Source organism: Pedobacter sp. NO84, assembly GCF_059703915.1.
This window is the reverse complement of sequence record NZ_AP046575.1, coordinates 3,691,211-3,707,137: the sequence shown is the minus strand read 5'-3', so window position 1 is coordinate 3,707,137 and position 15,927 is coordinate 3,691,211. Positions and strand designations below refer to the sequence as shown.

At 37.9% G+C, this 15,927-nt stretch carries 16 protein-coding genes; 10 read left to right on the top strand and 6 right to left on the bottom strand.

Features of this window, described 5'->3' with window-relative positions; all coding sequences use genetic code 11:
* Window positions 1-54 precede the first annotated feature (54 nt).
* Window positions 55-807 (top strand): lysophospholipid acyltransferase family protein, encoded by a 753-nt coding sequence (locus AC6H0V_RS16415; RefSeq protein WP_497561284.1) that lies wholly within the window; start codon window positions 55-57, stop codon window positions 805-807.
* Window positions 797-1,756 (top strand): TraB/GumN family protein, encoded by a 960-nt coding sequence (locus AC6H0V_RS16410; protein ID WP_497561283.1) that lies wholly within the window; start codon window positions 797-799, stop codon window positions 1,754-1,756. Before AC6H0V_RS16415 ends, AC6H0V_RS16410 begins: the two co-directional genes overlap by 11 nt.
* Before the next feature lie 91 nt (window positions 1,757-1,847).
* On the opposite strand, the gene AC6H0V_RS16405 is transcribed toward AC6H0V_RS16410, so the two are convergent.
* Window positions 1,848-2,597: a LytR/AlgR family response regulator transcription factor gene (locus AC6H0V_RS16405; RefSeq protein WP_497561282.1), complete on the bottom strand. Its 750-nt coding sequence runs from the start codon at window positions 2,595-2,597 to the stop codon at window positions 1,848-1,850.
* Entirely contained in the window at window positions 2,594-3,625 is a 1,032-nt protein-coding gene (locus tag AC6H0V_RS16400) for a sensor histidine kinase (protein ID WP_497561281.1), read from the bottom strand. The genes AC6H0V_RS16405 and AC6H0V_RS16400 overlap by 4 nt, the downstream gene beginning before the upstream one ends.
* A 251-nt stretch (window positions 3,626-3,876) precedes the next feature.
* On the opposite strand from AC6H0V_RS16400, the gene AC6H0V_RS16395 reads away from it, so the two are divergent.
* From AC6H0V_RS16395 to AC6H0V_RS16385, 3 genes are read left to right on the top strand one after another with little or no spacing between them, the layout of a single operon-like run.
* Window positions 3,877-4,050: a hypothetical protein gene (locus AC6H0V_RS16395; RefSeq protein ID WP_497561280.1), complete on the top strand. Its 174-nt coding sequence runs from the start codon at window positions 3,877-3,879 to the stop codon at window positions 4,048-4,050.
* A complete protein-coding gene (locus AC6H0V_RS16390) occupies window positions 4,051-4,959 on the top strand; it encodes an ABC transporter ATP-binding protein (protein ID WP_497561279.1) in 909 nt (302 codons plus the stop codon).
* 6 nt (window positions 4,960-4,965) lie between these two features.
* Window positions 4,966-5,757, top strand: a complete 792-nt coding sequence (locus tag AC6H0V_RS16385; RefSeq protein ID WP_497561278.1) for an ABC transporter permease — start codon at window positions 4,966-4,968, stop codon at window positions 5,755-5,757.
* A 104-nt stretch (window positions 5,758-5,861) separates the two neighbouring features.
* Here the strand turns inward: AC6H0V_RS16385 and AC6H0V_RS16380 are convergent, their stop codons facing one another.
* Together AC6H0V_RS16380 and AC6H0V_RS16375 are read right to left on the bottom strand one after the other, a co-directional pair.
* Complete coding sequence (locus AC6H0V_RS16380; protein ID WP_497561277.1) at window positions 5,862-8,087, bottom strand: S41 family peptidase; 2,226 nt, start codon at window positions 8,085-8,087, stop codon at window positions 5,862-5,864.
* Window positions 8,088-8,118: 31 nt separating this feature from the next.
* Window positions 8,119-9,468 carry a M20/M25/M40 family metallo-hydrolase gene (locus tag AC6H0V_RS16375; protein WP_497561276.1) on the bottom strand — a complete coding sequence of 450 codons (1,350 nt, stop codon included), beginning with the start codon at window positions 9,466-9,468 and terminating at the stop codon, window positions 8,119-8,121.
* A gap of 108 nt (window positions 9,469-9,576) precedes the next feature.
* Here AC6H0V_RS16375 and AC6H0V_RS16370 point away from each other — a divergent pair, with 108 nt between their 5' ends.
* Window positions 9,577-11,181, top strand: coding sequence for a M28 family metallopeptidase (locus tag AC6H0V_RS16370; RefSeq protein WP_497561275.1), 1,605 nt, complete (start codon window positions 9,577-9,579; stop codon window positions 11,179-11,181).
* Window positions 11,182-11,311: 130 nt separating this feature from the next.
* Here AC6H0V_RS16370 and AC6H0V_RS16365 read toward each other — a convergent pair whose 3' ends face one another.
* On the bottom strand, window positions 11,312-11,728 hold the full coding sequence (locus AC6H0V_RS16365; RefSeq protein ID WP_497561274.1) for a hypothetical protein: 417 nt from the start codon (window positions 11,726-11,728) through the stop codon (window positions 11,312-11,314).
* Between the two features lie 216 nt (window positions 11,729-11,944).
* Here AC6H0V_RS16365 and AC6H0V_RS16360 point away from each other — a divergent pair, with 216 nt between their 5' ends.
* The 4 genes from AC6H0V_RS16360 to AC6H0V_RS16345 are packed head-to-tail and all read left to right on the top strand — an operon-like array spanning window position 11,945 to window position 14,504.
* Entirely contained in the window at window positions 11,945-12,436 is a 492-nt protein-coding gene (locus AC6H0V_RS16360; protein WP_497561273.1) for a hypothetical protein, read from the top strand.
* A gap of 3 nt (window positions 12,437-12,439) precedes the next feature.
* Window positions 12,440-13,102 carry a hypothetical protein gene (locus AC6H0V_RS16355; RefSeq protein WP_497561272.1) on the top strand — a complete coding sequence of 221 codons (663 nt, stop codon included), beginning with the start codon at window positions 12,440-12,442 and terminating at the stop codon, window positions 13,100-13,102.
* Complete coding sequence (locus AC6H0V_RS16350) at window positions 13,069-13,860, top strand: sensor histidine kinase (RefSeq protein ID WP_497561271.1); 792 nt, start codon at window positions 13,069-13,071, stop codon at window positions 13,858-13,860. The genes AC6H0V_RS16355 and AC6H0V_RS16350 overlap by 34 nt, the downstream gene beginning before the upstream one ends.
* Before the next feature lie 2 nt (window positions 13,861-13,862).
* Window positions 13,863-14,504 (top strand): response regulator, encoded by a 642-nt coding sequence (locus AC6H0V_RS16345; protein WP_497561270.1) that lies wholly within the window; start codon window positions 13,863-13,865, stop codon window positions 14,502-14,504.
* 15 nt (window positions 14,505-14,519) lie between these two features.
* On the opposite strand, the gene AC6H0V_RS16340 is transcribed toward AC6H0V_RS16345, so the two are convergent.
* Window positions 14,520-15,920: an MBL fold metallo-hydrolase RNA specificity domain-containing protein gene (locus AC6H0V_RS16340; RefSeq protein ID WP_497561269.1), complete on the bottom strand. Its 1,401-nt coding sequence runs from the start codon at window positions 15,918-15,920 to the stop codon at window positions 14,520-14,522.
* Between the last annotated feature and the right edge of the window lie 7 nt (window positions 15,921-15,927).

Below are 15,927 nucleotides of genomic sequence, written 5' to 3'. Positions count from 1 at the left end.
TCCAAACTTTTCTTATCTTTACCCCCCAACCATACAACAAGGGAAAATCTAGGAATGAGCAAGCTATTAGGATATTTTTTCGGGCCACTATTTCATATCGTATTCTTTTTGTTCTTATGCATCTTTCATCCCATACAATGGATTTGCTTTAGATTTTTTGGTTATAAAGCACATAAGGTTTCGGTAGATATATTAAACCTGTTCTTAACCTATAGCAATTGGGTTTTATTTAATTCGGTAACCTTTACCAATCATCAGCACCTTCCTTTAGACCGGCCAATTATATTTGTGGCCAATCATCAGAGTATGTATGATATTCCGGGAATTATTTGGAACCTAAAGAAACATCATCCAAAGTTTATCTCAAAAATTGAACTTACAAAGGGCATCCCATCTATTTCATATAACCTTAAGGTGGGTGGTGGCGCCAATATCGACCGAAAAGACAGTAAACAGGCCATTTCAGAGATCATTAAATTAGGAAAGAGAATGGCAGCTAATAATTGGAGTGCACTTATCTTTGCGGAAGGTACAAGGGCTAAAGATGGTAGGTTAAAACCATTTCAGGTGGGAGGAATAGCCACGCTCTTAAAAGTCGCACCGAGATCATTAATAGTTCCTATCGCCATAGAAAATTCTTGGAAAATTGTTCGTTACGGCATGGTTCCACTAACTGTTGGCAATGCCATAAAATGGACAGTTTTACATCCCATTGATCTAACCAATAAAAATGCAGAGGAGATAACTTTAGCTGCCGAGCAGGCCATAAGAACGCACCTCCATCAACCCCTTGAAAATGAGAAATAAAAATTATACCCTTCGCCAATCGCTGTTCGCCAATGGCGCATTGCCTAACCCCTTTCGCTTTTCGCCCAACGCTTTTCGCTTATCACTTATCGCCTTTCTCTTTATTATCAGCTTCACGGCTAACGCCCAAAAGAAAAAAGAAACAAATACATTATTTTGGGAGATTTCGGGAAACGGACTTACCAAGCCTTCCTATTTATTTGGCACTTACCATTTTGCCGATAAAGGTTTTGTAGATACTATGAATGTGGTAGAACAGAAGCTAAAAACAGCTGATGCGATAGTTGGCGAAATGCTGATCTTGGATAAAAGCCTTCAGATGAAACTTGCGCCATTTCTGATGATGAAAGATACTACACTCAGCACCTTATTTACTCCCGCCGAGTACAAGACCGTATCAGATTACATAAAGAAATTTCCTGGTTATCAACTCGAAATGTTTAATATGATGAAGCCTGTAGTTATCCAAACCATTATTTTGCAGCTAACCTCACCAAAAACATTTACAGCAACAAACCCCGCTATTGATGAATATTTTCAGCTTTATGCCACTCAAAACAATAAAAAAATAATAGGTCTGGAAACCGCGGAAGATCAGGCTAAAATTCTATTTGGAAGCAGCTTGCAACGCCAAAAAGAGTTATTGCTTAAATATATCAAGGAAGAAGACAAGAACTTATTGGAGAGCAAGAATCTATATCAGTACTATATTTCACAAGACTTAAAAAAACTAGAAAAGCTCTTTGCTGATAATGATAGCTATTCGGCCCAAGAAATGGATGGCATGCTCAAAAACCGCAATCAGAAATGGATGGACAAGCTTCCCGAATTGATGAAAGATCAATCCCTTTTTATCGCCGTTGGCGCAGGACATTTAATTGGGAAAGAAGGTTTAATTAAGGGCTTGCAGGCAATGGGCTATACGGTAAAACCTTTGCAGACCAATTAGTGGTTCATGGTTAATAGTCGATGGTTCATAGTTAATGGTTCATAGACATGATGCATAAGGCCCATCTATGCCATTAGCCATGTACTATCTGCTATATATTCTTTCCATCAATTAACTTAAAGAATTCGTCCCTATAGGTGTCACCTATGGGAATGATCTTACCTGTAATTGAAATCCGGCTCCTTTCGATACTCTCTATCTTATCTAGGGCAATGATATAAGATTTATGTACCCTAATAAATTCGCCCTTTGGCAAGGTCTCTTCCATTTTCTTCATGTTCTGTAAGGTAATTACCCGTTCTGATTTGGTGAAAATGGAGATGTAATCTTTAAGGCCTTCGATATAAAGAATATCATCTAATTGGATCTTTTGAATTTTATGCTCTGTTTTTACAAAAATAAAATCCTGCACTTGTTGGGCATGCGCCGATGATACAGGAGCGGCAATTGGCTCTATAGTTGAAGCCGCAGTTGGCTCAGATTTTTGCAATTGATTATGTACCTTTTCTACTGCTTTATAAAAACGATCAAAAGCGATAGGCTTCAATAAATAATCCGAAACATTCAGATCATAGCTTTCTAGGGCATATTGAGAATAGGCCGTGGTTAGAATATAATTTGATTTACCACTTGCGATCTTTAAAAACTGAATTCCTGTTAAATCAGGCATTTGTATATCCAAGAATACCAGATCAATGCCGCCGGCCTGTACCAATTGTAAGGCTTCTATTGCATTCTCGGTACGTTTAATCAATTGCAAAAATGGAACTTTTGAAATATAATCTTCAATAATATCAAGCGCTAAAGGCTCGTCGTCTACAGCAATACATTTTAATATCATAGATCTAACATCAATTCTGTGGTATAATGGGTTGCCGAATTTACAATATTTAATTTGTAACGTTCGGGATAAAGTAATTGTAACCTTCTTTCAACATTGTTTAATCCAACCCCGCCCATAGCATCCTTATTAGTTTTGCTTTTCTTATTACTTACACTAAAATGCAGTATTTTTTGATTGGCAATAATATTAATCCTTATTGGATCTTCTGGGTCGTTGGCCACACCGTGCTTAAAGGCATTTTCTACAAACGAGATTAAGATCAAGGGTACGATACGTTGCCCATCAATTTCTCCGTTGATCTTGATTTCTACCGCAGCTCCATCCTTAAATCTTAATTTTTGAAGCTCTACAAAACTCTGTACGTATTCTACTTCCTTGTTTAAGTCTACCCAGCTATCATTGCTTTCATAGATCATATAGCGCATGATTTCGGAGAGCTTCAAAATTGCATCGGCCGTTTTTTCCGACTTTTGATAGGCTAATGAATAGATATTGTTTAAGGAGTTGAATAAAAAATGGGGGTTAAGCTGAGATTTCAAAAACTGCAGTTCCATATCTTTTTTCTCACTTTCCAGATTGCGCTGGATCCGTTCGTTTGAGAACCAATCGGTAGAAAATTTCAGGAGTGAGCTTATAACAATAAAAAATCCTGTAATTAAGCAGGTGCTGATTAAAAACCCAGTGTAAGAAGCCGATTCACTTTCGCCACGGGGCCCTCTATGAGACAACATTACTTCTGGGTACATCAATGCGATGCCAAACTTAACCACCATGGTTACCGCAATCAAGCCCACAACCAATATAAGGTACAGCCATGATCGTTGCTGCTTTTGAATGATATTGGGAATAAGAATAAGATAGTTAATAAAGTAAATAGAAACATTTATAACCCCATAGTAGCCAAATTGCACCAATAGTTCAAACCAAGTTGCTTTTTCTGGACTATTTAAAATAATTAATGCTGTAAATGCTACGATTAATAACCAAAAAATCGCATTTACGATAATTGCACCTTTACTTTTCATGTTTTTTTATCCTTTATTTTGTGCTGTTAATGGATACAAAGTAAATATAGTATTTAATTTTTGGCCTCACTTTCGACGAACGGGCATTTTTTTTCTACCAATCGCCACAAATCGCCAACATCCGCTTAAAGTGCTTATTTACCCGTTTATCTAGAATTAAATCCACTTGGTCTAAAACATTTTAACAGTATTTTTTTAATTATTCTATTTGTTTCAACAAAACAAACAAATCAATCTAGAATAAAAAAATTATGAAAAAGTTATCAAATGTATCGCCATTCTTGCTTTTATTATTTCCAGTATTTATTATGATGGTATTGGCCTTCGCTACTAGCACACCTACAACTGCTAATGATGAAGTTGCCTTAAAAACTTCAGCGGCTGGGAATACTATTGTTAAAGCTACAGTTGCTATCCTAAAATAGATGAGCAATTACGCAATAGAAACTGTAGGGTTAACTTATAACTTTGGTTCGCAAACCGTAGTTAAAGATCTTTCACTCCAAGTACCCAAAGGAAGTATTTATGGTTTTTTAGGGCCCAATGGCGCTGGAAAGACCACAACCATAAAAATTCTGTTGAACTTGTTAAAATCACCGGCCGACCAAGTTTTCATTTTTGGTAAGGAAATAAATGCCAATCGCATTGCGAGTTTAAAACGAATGGGTGCCTTGGTAGAACAACCAGCTATTTATGGCCACCTATCGGGAAAAGAAAATCTGATTAACCGATGCATTTTATTAGGGATCAAAAAAAGCATTTGTGCTGAGATGCTAAGTTTAGTTGGCTTAACAGATGCCGCCGATAAAAAAGCAGGGAAATACTCACTAGGCATGAAACAACGTTTAGGCATCGCTTTAGCTTTGCTGGGAGATCCAGAATTGTTGTTGTTAGATGAGCCCACCAATGGCCTAGATCCAAATGGTATAATTGAGATCAGGAATTTAATGATCGATCTTACCACCAACCATGGCAAGACCATCCTCGTATCCAGCCATCTTTTAGCTGAGATCGAGAGAACAGCTACCTATGTAGGAATCATTAATAAAGGCGAATTGTTGTTTCAGGGAACGATTAGCGATCTACATAATTTAAGTAAGTCTACCATTAAAATAGAAACCAACAACCAAGCAAGAACCATTGAAATTTTAACAGGGGCAGGAGCTGAAATTATTCAAAAAGATAAACAATCAATTTCGATTACTTTTACCAGCAAAGAAGAAATGGGAATCCTGAACACCTTGTTGGTGCAAAATGGAATTACCGTTTATGGGTTAAGTAAGGAAAGAAAAGATCTAGAACATTTATTCTTAGACATCACCTCAAAAAATTAATAACCTATGCGCTCCTTCTTCATATCACTACAATCAGAATTTTATAAATCTAAAAAAACCCTGGCTTTTTGGGCCGCCATCTTATTACCCTTGTTAATCTGTGGCTCAATTGCTATTGGTTACTATTTTACGGATCAGGTGTTAAAGTCTAACCCACCATCTCTCCTTTTGTGGATGCAGTACATTGGCATTGCCTTAAATGTGATGGGAATGTTAATCATGCCGTTCTACGTAATCTTCATGTCCTTTTCTATCAATAACATAGAACATAGAAATGATACCTGGAAAACCTTATTTGCACAACCACTTAATAAACTCTCTATCTACTCGGCCAAATATATTTATGGGGTAGTGGTAATTTTTCTCTGCCTATTTTTATTTGCTCTCTTTACCTATGTTTTCGGACATGCTCTGGAGTTGATCAGACCGGCTTATAAATTTAGCGGCTACGATCCTTCTTTACTGTTGATCAAAGTTTATTTTAAAATGTTCTTGTCTACATTAGGCATATTATCCATTCAATTTATTTTAAGCCTAATTTGGGCCGATTTCTTGAAACCAATGGGCATAGGATTTATTGCCACCATTATGGGGATAATTATGGCAGGTATTGGATGGAAGTATGCTTACATCAATCCTTATAGCCACCCAACCTTAGCATTACAATTAACCAGAGGCAAAAAAGGAAGTTTAACCGACTTCCCAATTTTTACGCATGATATTTGGGTAGGAATTATTGTTGCAATAGCTATGTTCATCATTGGGTACTTCGTCGTCTCCAAAAAGACAATTAAATAGGTATGATTACATCGATCAAGAAGATTACACAGCTATTAACTAATTAACAAGTTAAACTTCCCTTTTCCATCTTACATCTTACATTTTTCCATCTTCCATCTTAGCTACCATCCTTTATTAATCAATTCTATTGCTTTGTCTAATAGTTCATCTTTACCCTCTCTTATTCCTTGTATTGTAGGTTTTAACGGATAATCAATTTTAACGCCCACCCGTTGTGTTGGCGTACCATCTGGATAAAAAACGCCTAATCCCGAAATCATGGTTGATATGCTCCCAGGTAAAATGATAGCCGAGACATTTCCATCAGCCCCTGCTGTGGTACTCCCGATTACTTTAACATTTGGTGAGCTTTGAAAGGCCATGGTAGTATATTCGGCGTTACTCTGGCTAGTCGAATTTACGATCACGATTACCTTACCTTTAAACTCTCCACCTCCTCCGTTTTTTATCGCCTGACCAAAAGTAAACAAGCCAGGATACGATGGATCACCTTTGGTAAATTTTACGAATGGTGTGCTCTGCTTTTTGATATATCCACCAAAGGAGAAAGGCATAAAATCTGAAGGATAGCAACGCATATCGATAACCATACCCTTTGCGTTTTCGAACATTTTTTTGATGGCTGGTAAATCCGTGTTTTTGTACTTGGCAGGATAAACATATCCGATATCATTACTCATCAGATAATATGACGTTAGTTTGGTATAATCTAGATTCTTGTAGGTTAAGGTATAATTAATTAAAGGAACGGATACTTCTATATTTTTATCCCATGCCTGTAAGGTAAACGAGAGCGACTTGTCATTGCTCCTTAACAAAAAATCCCTCGGAAGATCTCTTAGCTGGGTGTCATAGTTGGAGGCAGCGGTAATGGGCAAATACGTTTTCATCAGCTCTTCTACACTTTTACCATTTATAGCAGTAATTACATCGCCAATGTGAAGATTAGATTTTTCGGCTAATGAATCAACGTAAAAACCGGTAATTACTAAACTTCCTTCAATAAATCTGGCCTGAAAAGGAGCGGCATAAATCCCTTTTATTTCAGTTAATGTCTTGTTTCCTCCCCAAATATTGGCATGTGTATCGTTTATATTAGCAATTAAGCCTAATGTTGCCAATGTGTATTCTTTACTATCTTTTGCGGCTGTAAATTTAGGAATAAAATCACTCAACACCTTGTTCCAGTCCTTTCCAATTACATCTTTGTAGGGGAAATAGTAGTTGATCATTGCCCAATAACGATATAAGGACAATAGGCGATACCCCGCATCTGGATAAGTCATTGCTGGATACGCTCGCTCATTACTAAACTTTGGATTACCAACCATCTCTGTACCTATATAGTAATTTTCGCCAGTATTTCTGTTGTTCTTAATGTAGTCTATTTTACTAGTGAGCGATTTGCTCAAGATAGTTCCTATTAACAAAGAACCATAGTCGGGCTTAATTGCTTCTGCTTCAATTCTTACATCACAGTTTTTACATTTTGATGGAACTGGTAATTGGTCTAGGTATTTTTCAAGAGCGGCACTGAGTTCTTCATTATTTTTGGAAGCGATTACACTTGGCAAAAATCTAAATAGCTCTGCGTCCCAGTTGTAATCTCCTTTGGCAATTGCGGGATGATGGTATTTAAGAAATCCCCAGAACTGCCCTGCTAAAGTTAGATTTGTAACCTGCTGAGGAGTAATTGCGATCGAATTGATTTTTGATCCTTTGGCATAGGAGGTGTCGGTATCAGCCTTTTTCTGTACAATTAGTGCCTGTTTGGCCTTTTCGATAGGTTTACCATCAATAAAGATTTCAAATCCATCAAACCAAGCTTTACCTTTCCCAACCAACAATCCCCCAACATGAATTTCACGTGTAATTTTTGGATCGTATGCTATCTGAATGGTGTATTGCTTCCAATCTGTGGTACCCTCAACCTTTTGGTTGGCCATATTATCAATGGTTAACATTCCGTTTCTACCATCTAGCCTTACCCATAATCCGGCATACCCATTAGCTACATCTTGGGTTTTTATGTAACCACGCAGTTCGATTTTTTTTCCATCAAATTGTTGTTGTATCACATAATCTATTGCCCCATATTCAAATTCGGAACCAACCTGCTCCATAGATAGGCTATACTTACCATCATGCTTGATAGCGCTATCTAAATGTACAGGGTAGGCTTTCATCATTTGTAAATTAAAGGCATAAGCCCATCCAACCGGTCTTTGTCCAGAAGGATCAAGCTGTTCGATATTGCCATTAAACTTAAATTGGGCTTGTGCACATTGAACAAAGAATAAAGCGAAAATTAGGATGTATTTATTCATAAAATAATTCTGATGAGTGTTAATTAAATTTTTATCGTCCTTTTGGAATAATTACCAGGCTTTCATGCCCATTTTCATCAACGGCCTGAACACCGAAAAAATAATTATCTTTCGAATAATTTAATATAGCGGTATTTTCTTTAAAGAAGAACTTCTTCTCCCAAAACGGACTAGTGGTTTCTCGCATTAAGACATAATACCCTGAGGGTGCTTTTCCTTTAGGCACTTCCCATTTCAAAGTTGTTTTATTGGTTAATCCTGAGGTAACTATGGTTACATTTTCAGGTTCCTGAACAGACAAGCCTAAATTGCTCATCACAGATAGGTTCATTCGGGCTACTTTTTGCAGGTAGTTATAATCTACGTATTCTGGCAGATCCCCGTATTTGAATCCATTTTCTGTTCGCACATCCTGATGTTGCCTATTAAAATCTTCGTTCATTTCGGTAATCCGGACTGCCGCAAAACCTTGTTGCGAAAAAGGGGTATGATCACCTCCCCGTAGATAGCGGTCTCTACGGTAGATTAATTTCACCTCCAATTGGTCTACATATCTTTCGGCCACTTCTTTAATGTAACGGGCGGCTTGGCGGGCTTTCCCATCATTATCCGTACCTGCTGAGATCCGTGAAGCAGCCTGTTCCTTAGTTTCGGCAACAGAAACGCCTTCGCTAAAAACCCGCACACTTCGATTGTCCTTAAGATCGGTTTCCATACCATACGAGTTGCCAACAATATCATTATTCATTAACAAGTGTACATTCCAACCTTCTTCTTTAGCTCTTTTTGCCAAATTGGTAGCGCCGTATAGCCCTTGCTCTTCGCCTACCATGGCAACAAAAACAAGGGTGCAGTTAAAGGTCGACTTGCTCATCACACGGCACATCTCCAACACTGCAGCTACACCCGAAGCATCGTCGTTAGCACCGGGCGCAAAATCTTTGATGTTCATTACATCAGTTACCCTTGAATCATAATGACCAGAAACCATCAACATTCTTTTATCCGCTGGATCCGTCCCAGGTAAAACGGCAATCACATTTTTAAGTAGTACCGGATCCTTTATTCTACGGCCATCCGGAGCCTGTACAAAACTGTCGAAAGAAACCTGGAGCCTACCCTTACTTGCAGCTCCATATCGTTCAAATTCACTTTTTATCCAAGTTCTGGCGGCGCCGATACCGGTTGTTTTACTCAACGTATCACTTAGGGTATGCCGGGTTTGGAAAGAGACCAGTTTCTTGATCAGTTGCTCCAAATTGGATGTAGATACCTCGCTCACCATCGCACTGATTGCTGGGTCTCTTACCACGCTTTGTTGCGCCGAAACATTTATAGAAAAAAATAGAATGATTAATCCCGAAACCTTATAATATTTCATAAAAAGAAAGCATGTAAAAATATGAATAGAAAGGTACGATTATTTACCATTAACTGTAAATTCACCAAGAGTAATTATACTATTAACTTAACTAAAACTATAAAAATTATGATTAAAAGATTTACACTTAGTGCATTTGCTATAGGCCTATGTTTTTCTGCTTTTGCACAAGAGCCTATTAACACGGCCGCTGTACAAAAAATAAGGACCGAAGGTTTGGAGAAATCTAAAGCGATGGATATTGCCTATCACATTACGGATGTTTCCGGACCACGTTTGGCAAACTCTCCCGGATTAAAAAGAGCTCAGGATTGGGCTGTCAAATATTTCAATGAAATAGGCCTTCAAAATGTACATTTAGAGGCATGGGGAGAATTTGGTAAAGGTTGGCAGGTTGATAAATACTATGCGGCTACCACTCTTCCCTATTACCATGCCATTATTGCATCGCCAAAAGCATGGACGCCAAGTACCAAGGGATTAATCAAATCAGAGGTTATTTTAATTAAGGCTGATACCATTACCGATCTTGCTAAATACAAAGGAAAACTAAAAGGGAAGATTATCATGTTAGAATCTGCATTGATCCAGCCCCTAAAAAATTCATATACGCCAGACAATGTGCGTTATGCTGATGACAAATTATTGGAAATGGCCAATGCAGCGCCACAGACTGGTGGCAGGCCAGGAGGCAACCGTCAAGGTGGCGCTCCGGGGCAGGCAAATTTTGCTAATCAAAGAGCTATGATGTTGCGGATGCAAAGTATGCGTGCAGCAATCGACAGCATGTTAATGGCTGAACAAATTGGTTTAAAGTTAACTTATGCGCGTGGCAGCTACGGTACTTTCTTCACCAGTAATGGTGCGTCTTATAAGTTGGATGCTAAGCCTGTTTCGCCAGAATTAGAAGTAAGCAGCGAAGATTATCTTCACATCTTACGTTTACTGCGTGGTGGAGAACCGGTTTCGATGGAAGCAGAAGTTAAAACTTCATTTTATGACAAAGATCCAAAAGGCTATAACGTTATTGGAGAAATCCCTGGAACAGATCCATCGCTAAAAGATGAGGTAGTAATGTTGGGCGGACATTTTGATTCGTGGCACTCGGCCACTGGAGCCACTGATAATGCCGCAGGTTCTGCCGTGATGATTGAAGCAATAAGAATTCTAAAAGCAATAGATTTTAAACCAAAACGTACCATCCGTATTGCGTTATGGAGCTCAGAAGAGCAAGGTCTTTTTGGATCAAGGGGTTATGTGAAAGAACATTTTGCAGAAGTAAAAGACAAAGACACTGTTTATACCCTAAAACCAGAGCACCAAAAATTAACTGCTTACTACAACCTAGATAATGGAACCGGAACAATTCGTGGCGTTTATTTACAAGGTAATGCGGCTGTAAAGGATATTTTTCAAAGCTGGTTAAAACCTTTTGATGATTTAGGCGCAAAAACCATCACCATTGGTAACACAGGTGGAACCGATCACCAATCATTTGATGGAGTTGGCTTGCCAGGTTTCCAGTTTATCCAAGACCCAATGGATTACAATACACGTACTCACCACTCAAATCAAGATACTTTTGATCGTTTGGTTGAAGATGACCTGAAAAAATCGGCTACAATTGTCGCCTCATTTGTTTATCATACTTCTGAGCGTGCAGATAAATTGCCACGCAAGGCGATGAGCAAACCAAATGCGGGCAGATTCTAAGCTAAACTTACGAAGTTTGAAAACTTCGTAAGTTTGAAGAAATAAAAAAATCCATCACAATCGTGGTGGATTTTTTTAACGTGTATTTGAGAGCTTTAATAGATAGAGATTCTTATTCTGGTAATTGTTTTTAAACTAGAGAATGACTGCTAAGGGCGTAGCTTTTTTTTTCATGGTCAGCTGTACAACCAAATAGATTAGACTCTGCATAGTAACTCTCGGATCTCAGTGCGCCTACTTTGGCACCCAATACCTCCGAATAAGGTTCAACTCCCCCTTTCAATTGTATTGTTAATCTTTGATGTTTTACATGCCCTGACGTATTGGCGATTGTTGTGGTAATCGTTAATCTTCTCCCTTGTAGTGAAAGGTTGGTACCTAATGGATAATCGATCAAATTTCCACTTACTACATGCTTGAGCATATTGTTTAGTTTAATCAAACTGGTTGATGTTTGCTCTTCTGAGTCAACAAATAGACTTAACCTTACCATTTCGTTTGTTTGGTTGAGTATATATTTCCTCACGATTGTACTCTTATCTTCCATAGTGTTTGTTGCCTACTCTATTCACCCTTTTCGGCTTATCGGGTTATCTTGATGAGATAAAATTAAGACTATTGGCAGATGAACTGATTAGGGGAATTACCTTTTTTAATAGGGTATTTTTACGGTATAGAACCTAAGGAATTTTACGGTTGTTAATCCACTGATTATTAGCGAAGTTTATAAAAAATTAATCGCTCACAATTTAAATTTTCAACAATGTTAAAAAATGTAGAAGGCAACAGTGGCTCAGATGGTAAAGGCTTTGATAAAGCCACCTTAAAAGCAATGATAGATGCCTATAGAAAATCACCAGGGTATATAAAAGACAAATCTTTTAGGTATGCCCATTTTAATGCCTATAACGTGATTCAACTTTTGATTGCTAATGGGGTGCTAGACCAGGATAAACCAGTAAAAGATCAAGTAGCTACTATCCAACAACATGGATTAAAAATTTATTTGGGCAACCATGTTTCGCCTCAAACACTTCCGCATGGTAGTGAAAAGTACATGGGTTTTACCACCGCCATCCTTTGTAACACCATTATCAAAAATGGATATGAAGATATGTTTGGCGAACTGAATAAAGTTTCATTGGCCGAAGGCAGAGATGTAGGTCCAGGTGACGGGTTGGACCAAGCCGAATTAGCACCACCTTATCACGCTGTACCCGATGATGAAGAATATGATCTCGGATACCCAGAATAAAATATGGCCCTATTTACAATCCCCTTTTCAATTATTGCCGAATGGATTTGTTTTTTTGCATCCATTTTATTGCTAAAAGACACGAAGATTAGATTTTGGAAGTGGTTTATGCCTTATCTGGCAGTTACCGCCGGATTGGAGACCTATTGCTTTTACGTCGCGAAAACGTCAACTCAGTATATCAACAATCAGTGGCTGTACAACTACTTTTTCATGATCTATATCATTTTCCACCTGTATATTTTTTCAAAAATAATAAAGACCATACCAGGCAAAAAAATCTGTCTGGTATGCCTTTTAATTTTGATCGGCCTTTATGGGTTTGATTTAGGAACCCAGGGTATTTACAAATATTTTTACACTACCCTTACCGCTTTTGGGGCTATTGCGATTTTTCTCTCCATTTTCTATTACTACAGTCTGTTTAAACAGGAAGAATTTAATAACATCCTCGCAGAGCCCGGATTTTGGTTTGCTTCAGGGTGTCTCATCTTTTTTACCACCTCAACAGGAGTAATCGCACTGCATGAAAAAATTGTAGTTCAAAGTAATATCAATAAATTTCCAATACGATACGTGATCATCAATATTTTGAATGTGGTGATGTATGGATGTTGGGTTAAATCGTTTATATGTCTAAAGAAGAATCAGGCTTATTTTCAGTAATTATTTTAATATCACTGGTATTTTTTGTGGTAGCATTAGGTTTGATACTTTTAGTTACCATGTATAACCGTAGAAGGAAATTGCATTTCGAAGAAAAGCATTTAATGAATCAAAAGTTTGAATCCGAGCTCCTAAAAAGCCAAATCGAAGCCCAAGAACAAACGATGCAAACCATTGCCTCAGACCTTCACGATAACATCGGTCAGCTGTTAAGCTTAACTACCTTAACCTTGAACTCCATTAATTTAAAGGAGACAGAAAAATCTGAAAAGAAGATAACCACTTCCCTGGATTTAGTGAATAAATCGATCCAAGAATTACGAGACTTGGCAAAGCTTTTACAAGGCGAGCAAATTGTTGAGATGGGCCTGGGAAAAGCCGTTAAACAAGAGCTGGATAGATTATCAAGAATTGGCGAGCATAAGCTAAAGGTTAAAAATCAATTGTTGAATTCAGAAATATTTTCTCCCAATAAAGACCTTATTGTACTGCGTTTACTCCAAGAGATTATCAATAATATTATCAAACATGCTAAAGCAACCCACATCGAAGTGGAGCTTTCTTTGGCCAATGAAACCCTACGTTTAGTTGTTGCCGATAACGGGATTGGATTTGATTATGAAGTGATCAAAAACCAAAAAAAGGGACTTGGTCTTTATTCCATCCATAAGCGTGTTGAAATAATCAATGGCAAAATACAGATCAATTCTAGTCAAACTACCGGAACAACCATCCTAATTGAAATCCCCTATCCCTAATTATGTATCAAAATAAAATAGCTATAGCAATAGTAGACGATCATACCTTATTCCGTTCGGGTTTGGCTAGCCTGATCGCAGAATTTGATGAGATTGATGTTGTATTTGAAGCAACCAATGGAGTTGATTTTCAAGAAAAATTGGAAAAAAATGAAAAGGTACAGGTTGTTTTAATGGATATAAATATGAGGGTGATGGATGGCTATGCTACTACAAAATGGATCAAAGATAATTATCCAGACATCAATGTACTTGCCCTCAGCATGTTCGAAGATGAAAATGCAATTATTGGCATGTTAAAAGCTGGTGCATGTGGATATATGTTAAAAGAGTCAAAACCATCCGAACTATTATTTGCCATACAAAGTATCGTCGAAAAAGGTTTTTATATCAATGATTTAGTGTCTGGGCGACTGCTCATTTCTTTAAAACAAGAAAATATTAAGCCTGTCATTTCCGAAAAAGAACTGGTCTTTCTACAGTTATGCAGTACCGAATTAACCTATAAACAAATTGCTGACCAGATGAATATCAGTCCCCGAACAGTTGATAATTACAGGGAATCCCTCTTTTCGAAACTTAATATTAAATCTAGAACCGGCTTAGTGGTGTACGGCATCAAGCATAATCTGATTTCAATTTAGACTTACGAAGTCTACTTATAGTTCAAACTCCTCATGTCTGTCTGGAATTTCAACATTGAGAAACTCTTTTGCGATCAGTTTTTCTTTAAAAACCAGCTGGACGTCATAATCTCCATGTACCAAAAATACTTTCTTCACTTTTGCAGGGTCTTGGCAGGATAAAAAGCGAAGCAGATCCTCATAATCGCCATGCGCACTCATTGATTGGATGGATGTAACTTCTGCTACTACCTGAAACTCATCTCCATAAATATAGACTTCTTTAGCGCCGTTTTTAAGCTTTCCGCCCAATGATCGTGGTTCGCAATAGCCAACAATCAAAATGGTATTCTTGCTATCACCAATATTATTTACAATGTGATGCTTCACCCTTCCTGCTTCGGCCATGCCAGATGCCGAAATAATAATGCAGGGTTCGGGCTTCCCGTTCAGCGATTTTGATTCCTCTGCATCTTCTATATAATGTAATCCTTTAAATTCGAAAGGATGATCATCGATCTTCATAATGTCTAGCACTTCATCGTTATAACCTTCTGCATGCTGTTCGATAATTTTAGTGGCCTTGGCCGATAATGGGCTATCTACATAAACTTTAATATCGGGCAACTTGCCTTCAAGATCCAAATTATTTAAAATAAACAACAGTTCTTGAGTTCTACCAACACTAAAAGAGGGGATGATAATTTTACCCCTTTTTTTCACACAGGTATGGATAATTGTAGCTAAAAAAGCTTCTTTGGTTGGTTGAGCGTCAGCATGTAATCGATCTCCATATGTTGATTCCATTAAAATATAATCGGCTTGTGGAAAATCTTGTGGCGACCTTAGCAACATGTCTCCATATTGGCCTACATCGCCGCTAAAACTTAATTTCGTGGTCTTCTCTCCTTCGGTAATGGTTAGATGAACAGACGCACTTCCTATAATATGCCCCGCATCGATAAAAGTGACACTTACCTGATCGGACACCCTGGTTTCATTATTATAGGTTACAGATATGAAATGATCAAGTGCCTTAGCTACATCTTCTTCAGTATAGGGGGCTTCTATTTCTTGCTCACCTCTTTTTTTGCGTTTTTTGTTCTCAAACTTTAAATCTCCACTCTGGATTTTAGCCGAATCCAACAATAAAATCCTGCTCAGCTCTTTAGTTGCTTCGGTGCCATAAATCACACCCGTAAAGCCTTGGGCTAATAGTAGGGGAATTAACCCACTATGATCGATATGCGCGTGTGATAGGATCAAGAAATCTACGGTCGACGCGTCAAAACCGAGATTACTATTCAATTCTTCAGTTTCTGCGCCCATGCCCTGAAATAGGCCACAGTCTAATAAAATTTTTTGTCCATTGTTTAAAGTAATCAAATGTTTGCTTCCCGTTACGTTTCGGGCAGCGCCATGAAAGGCTATCTTCATATAGTTG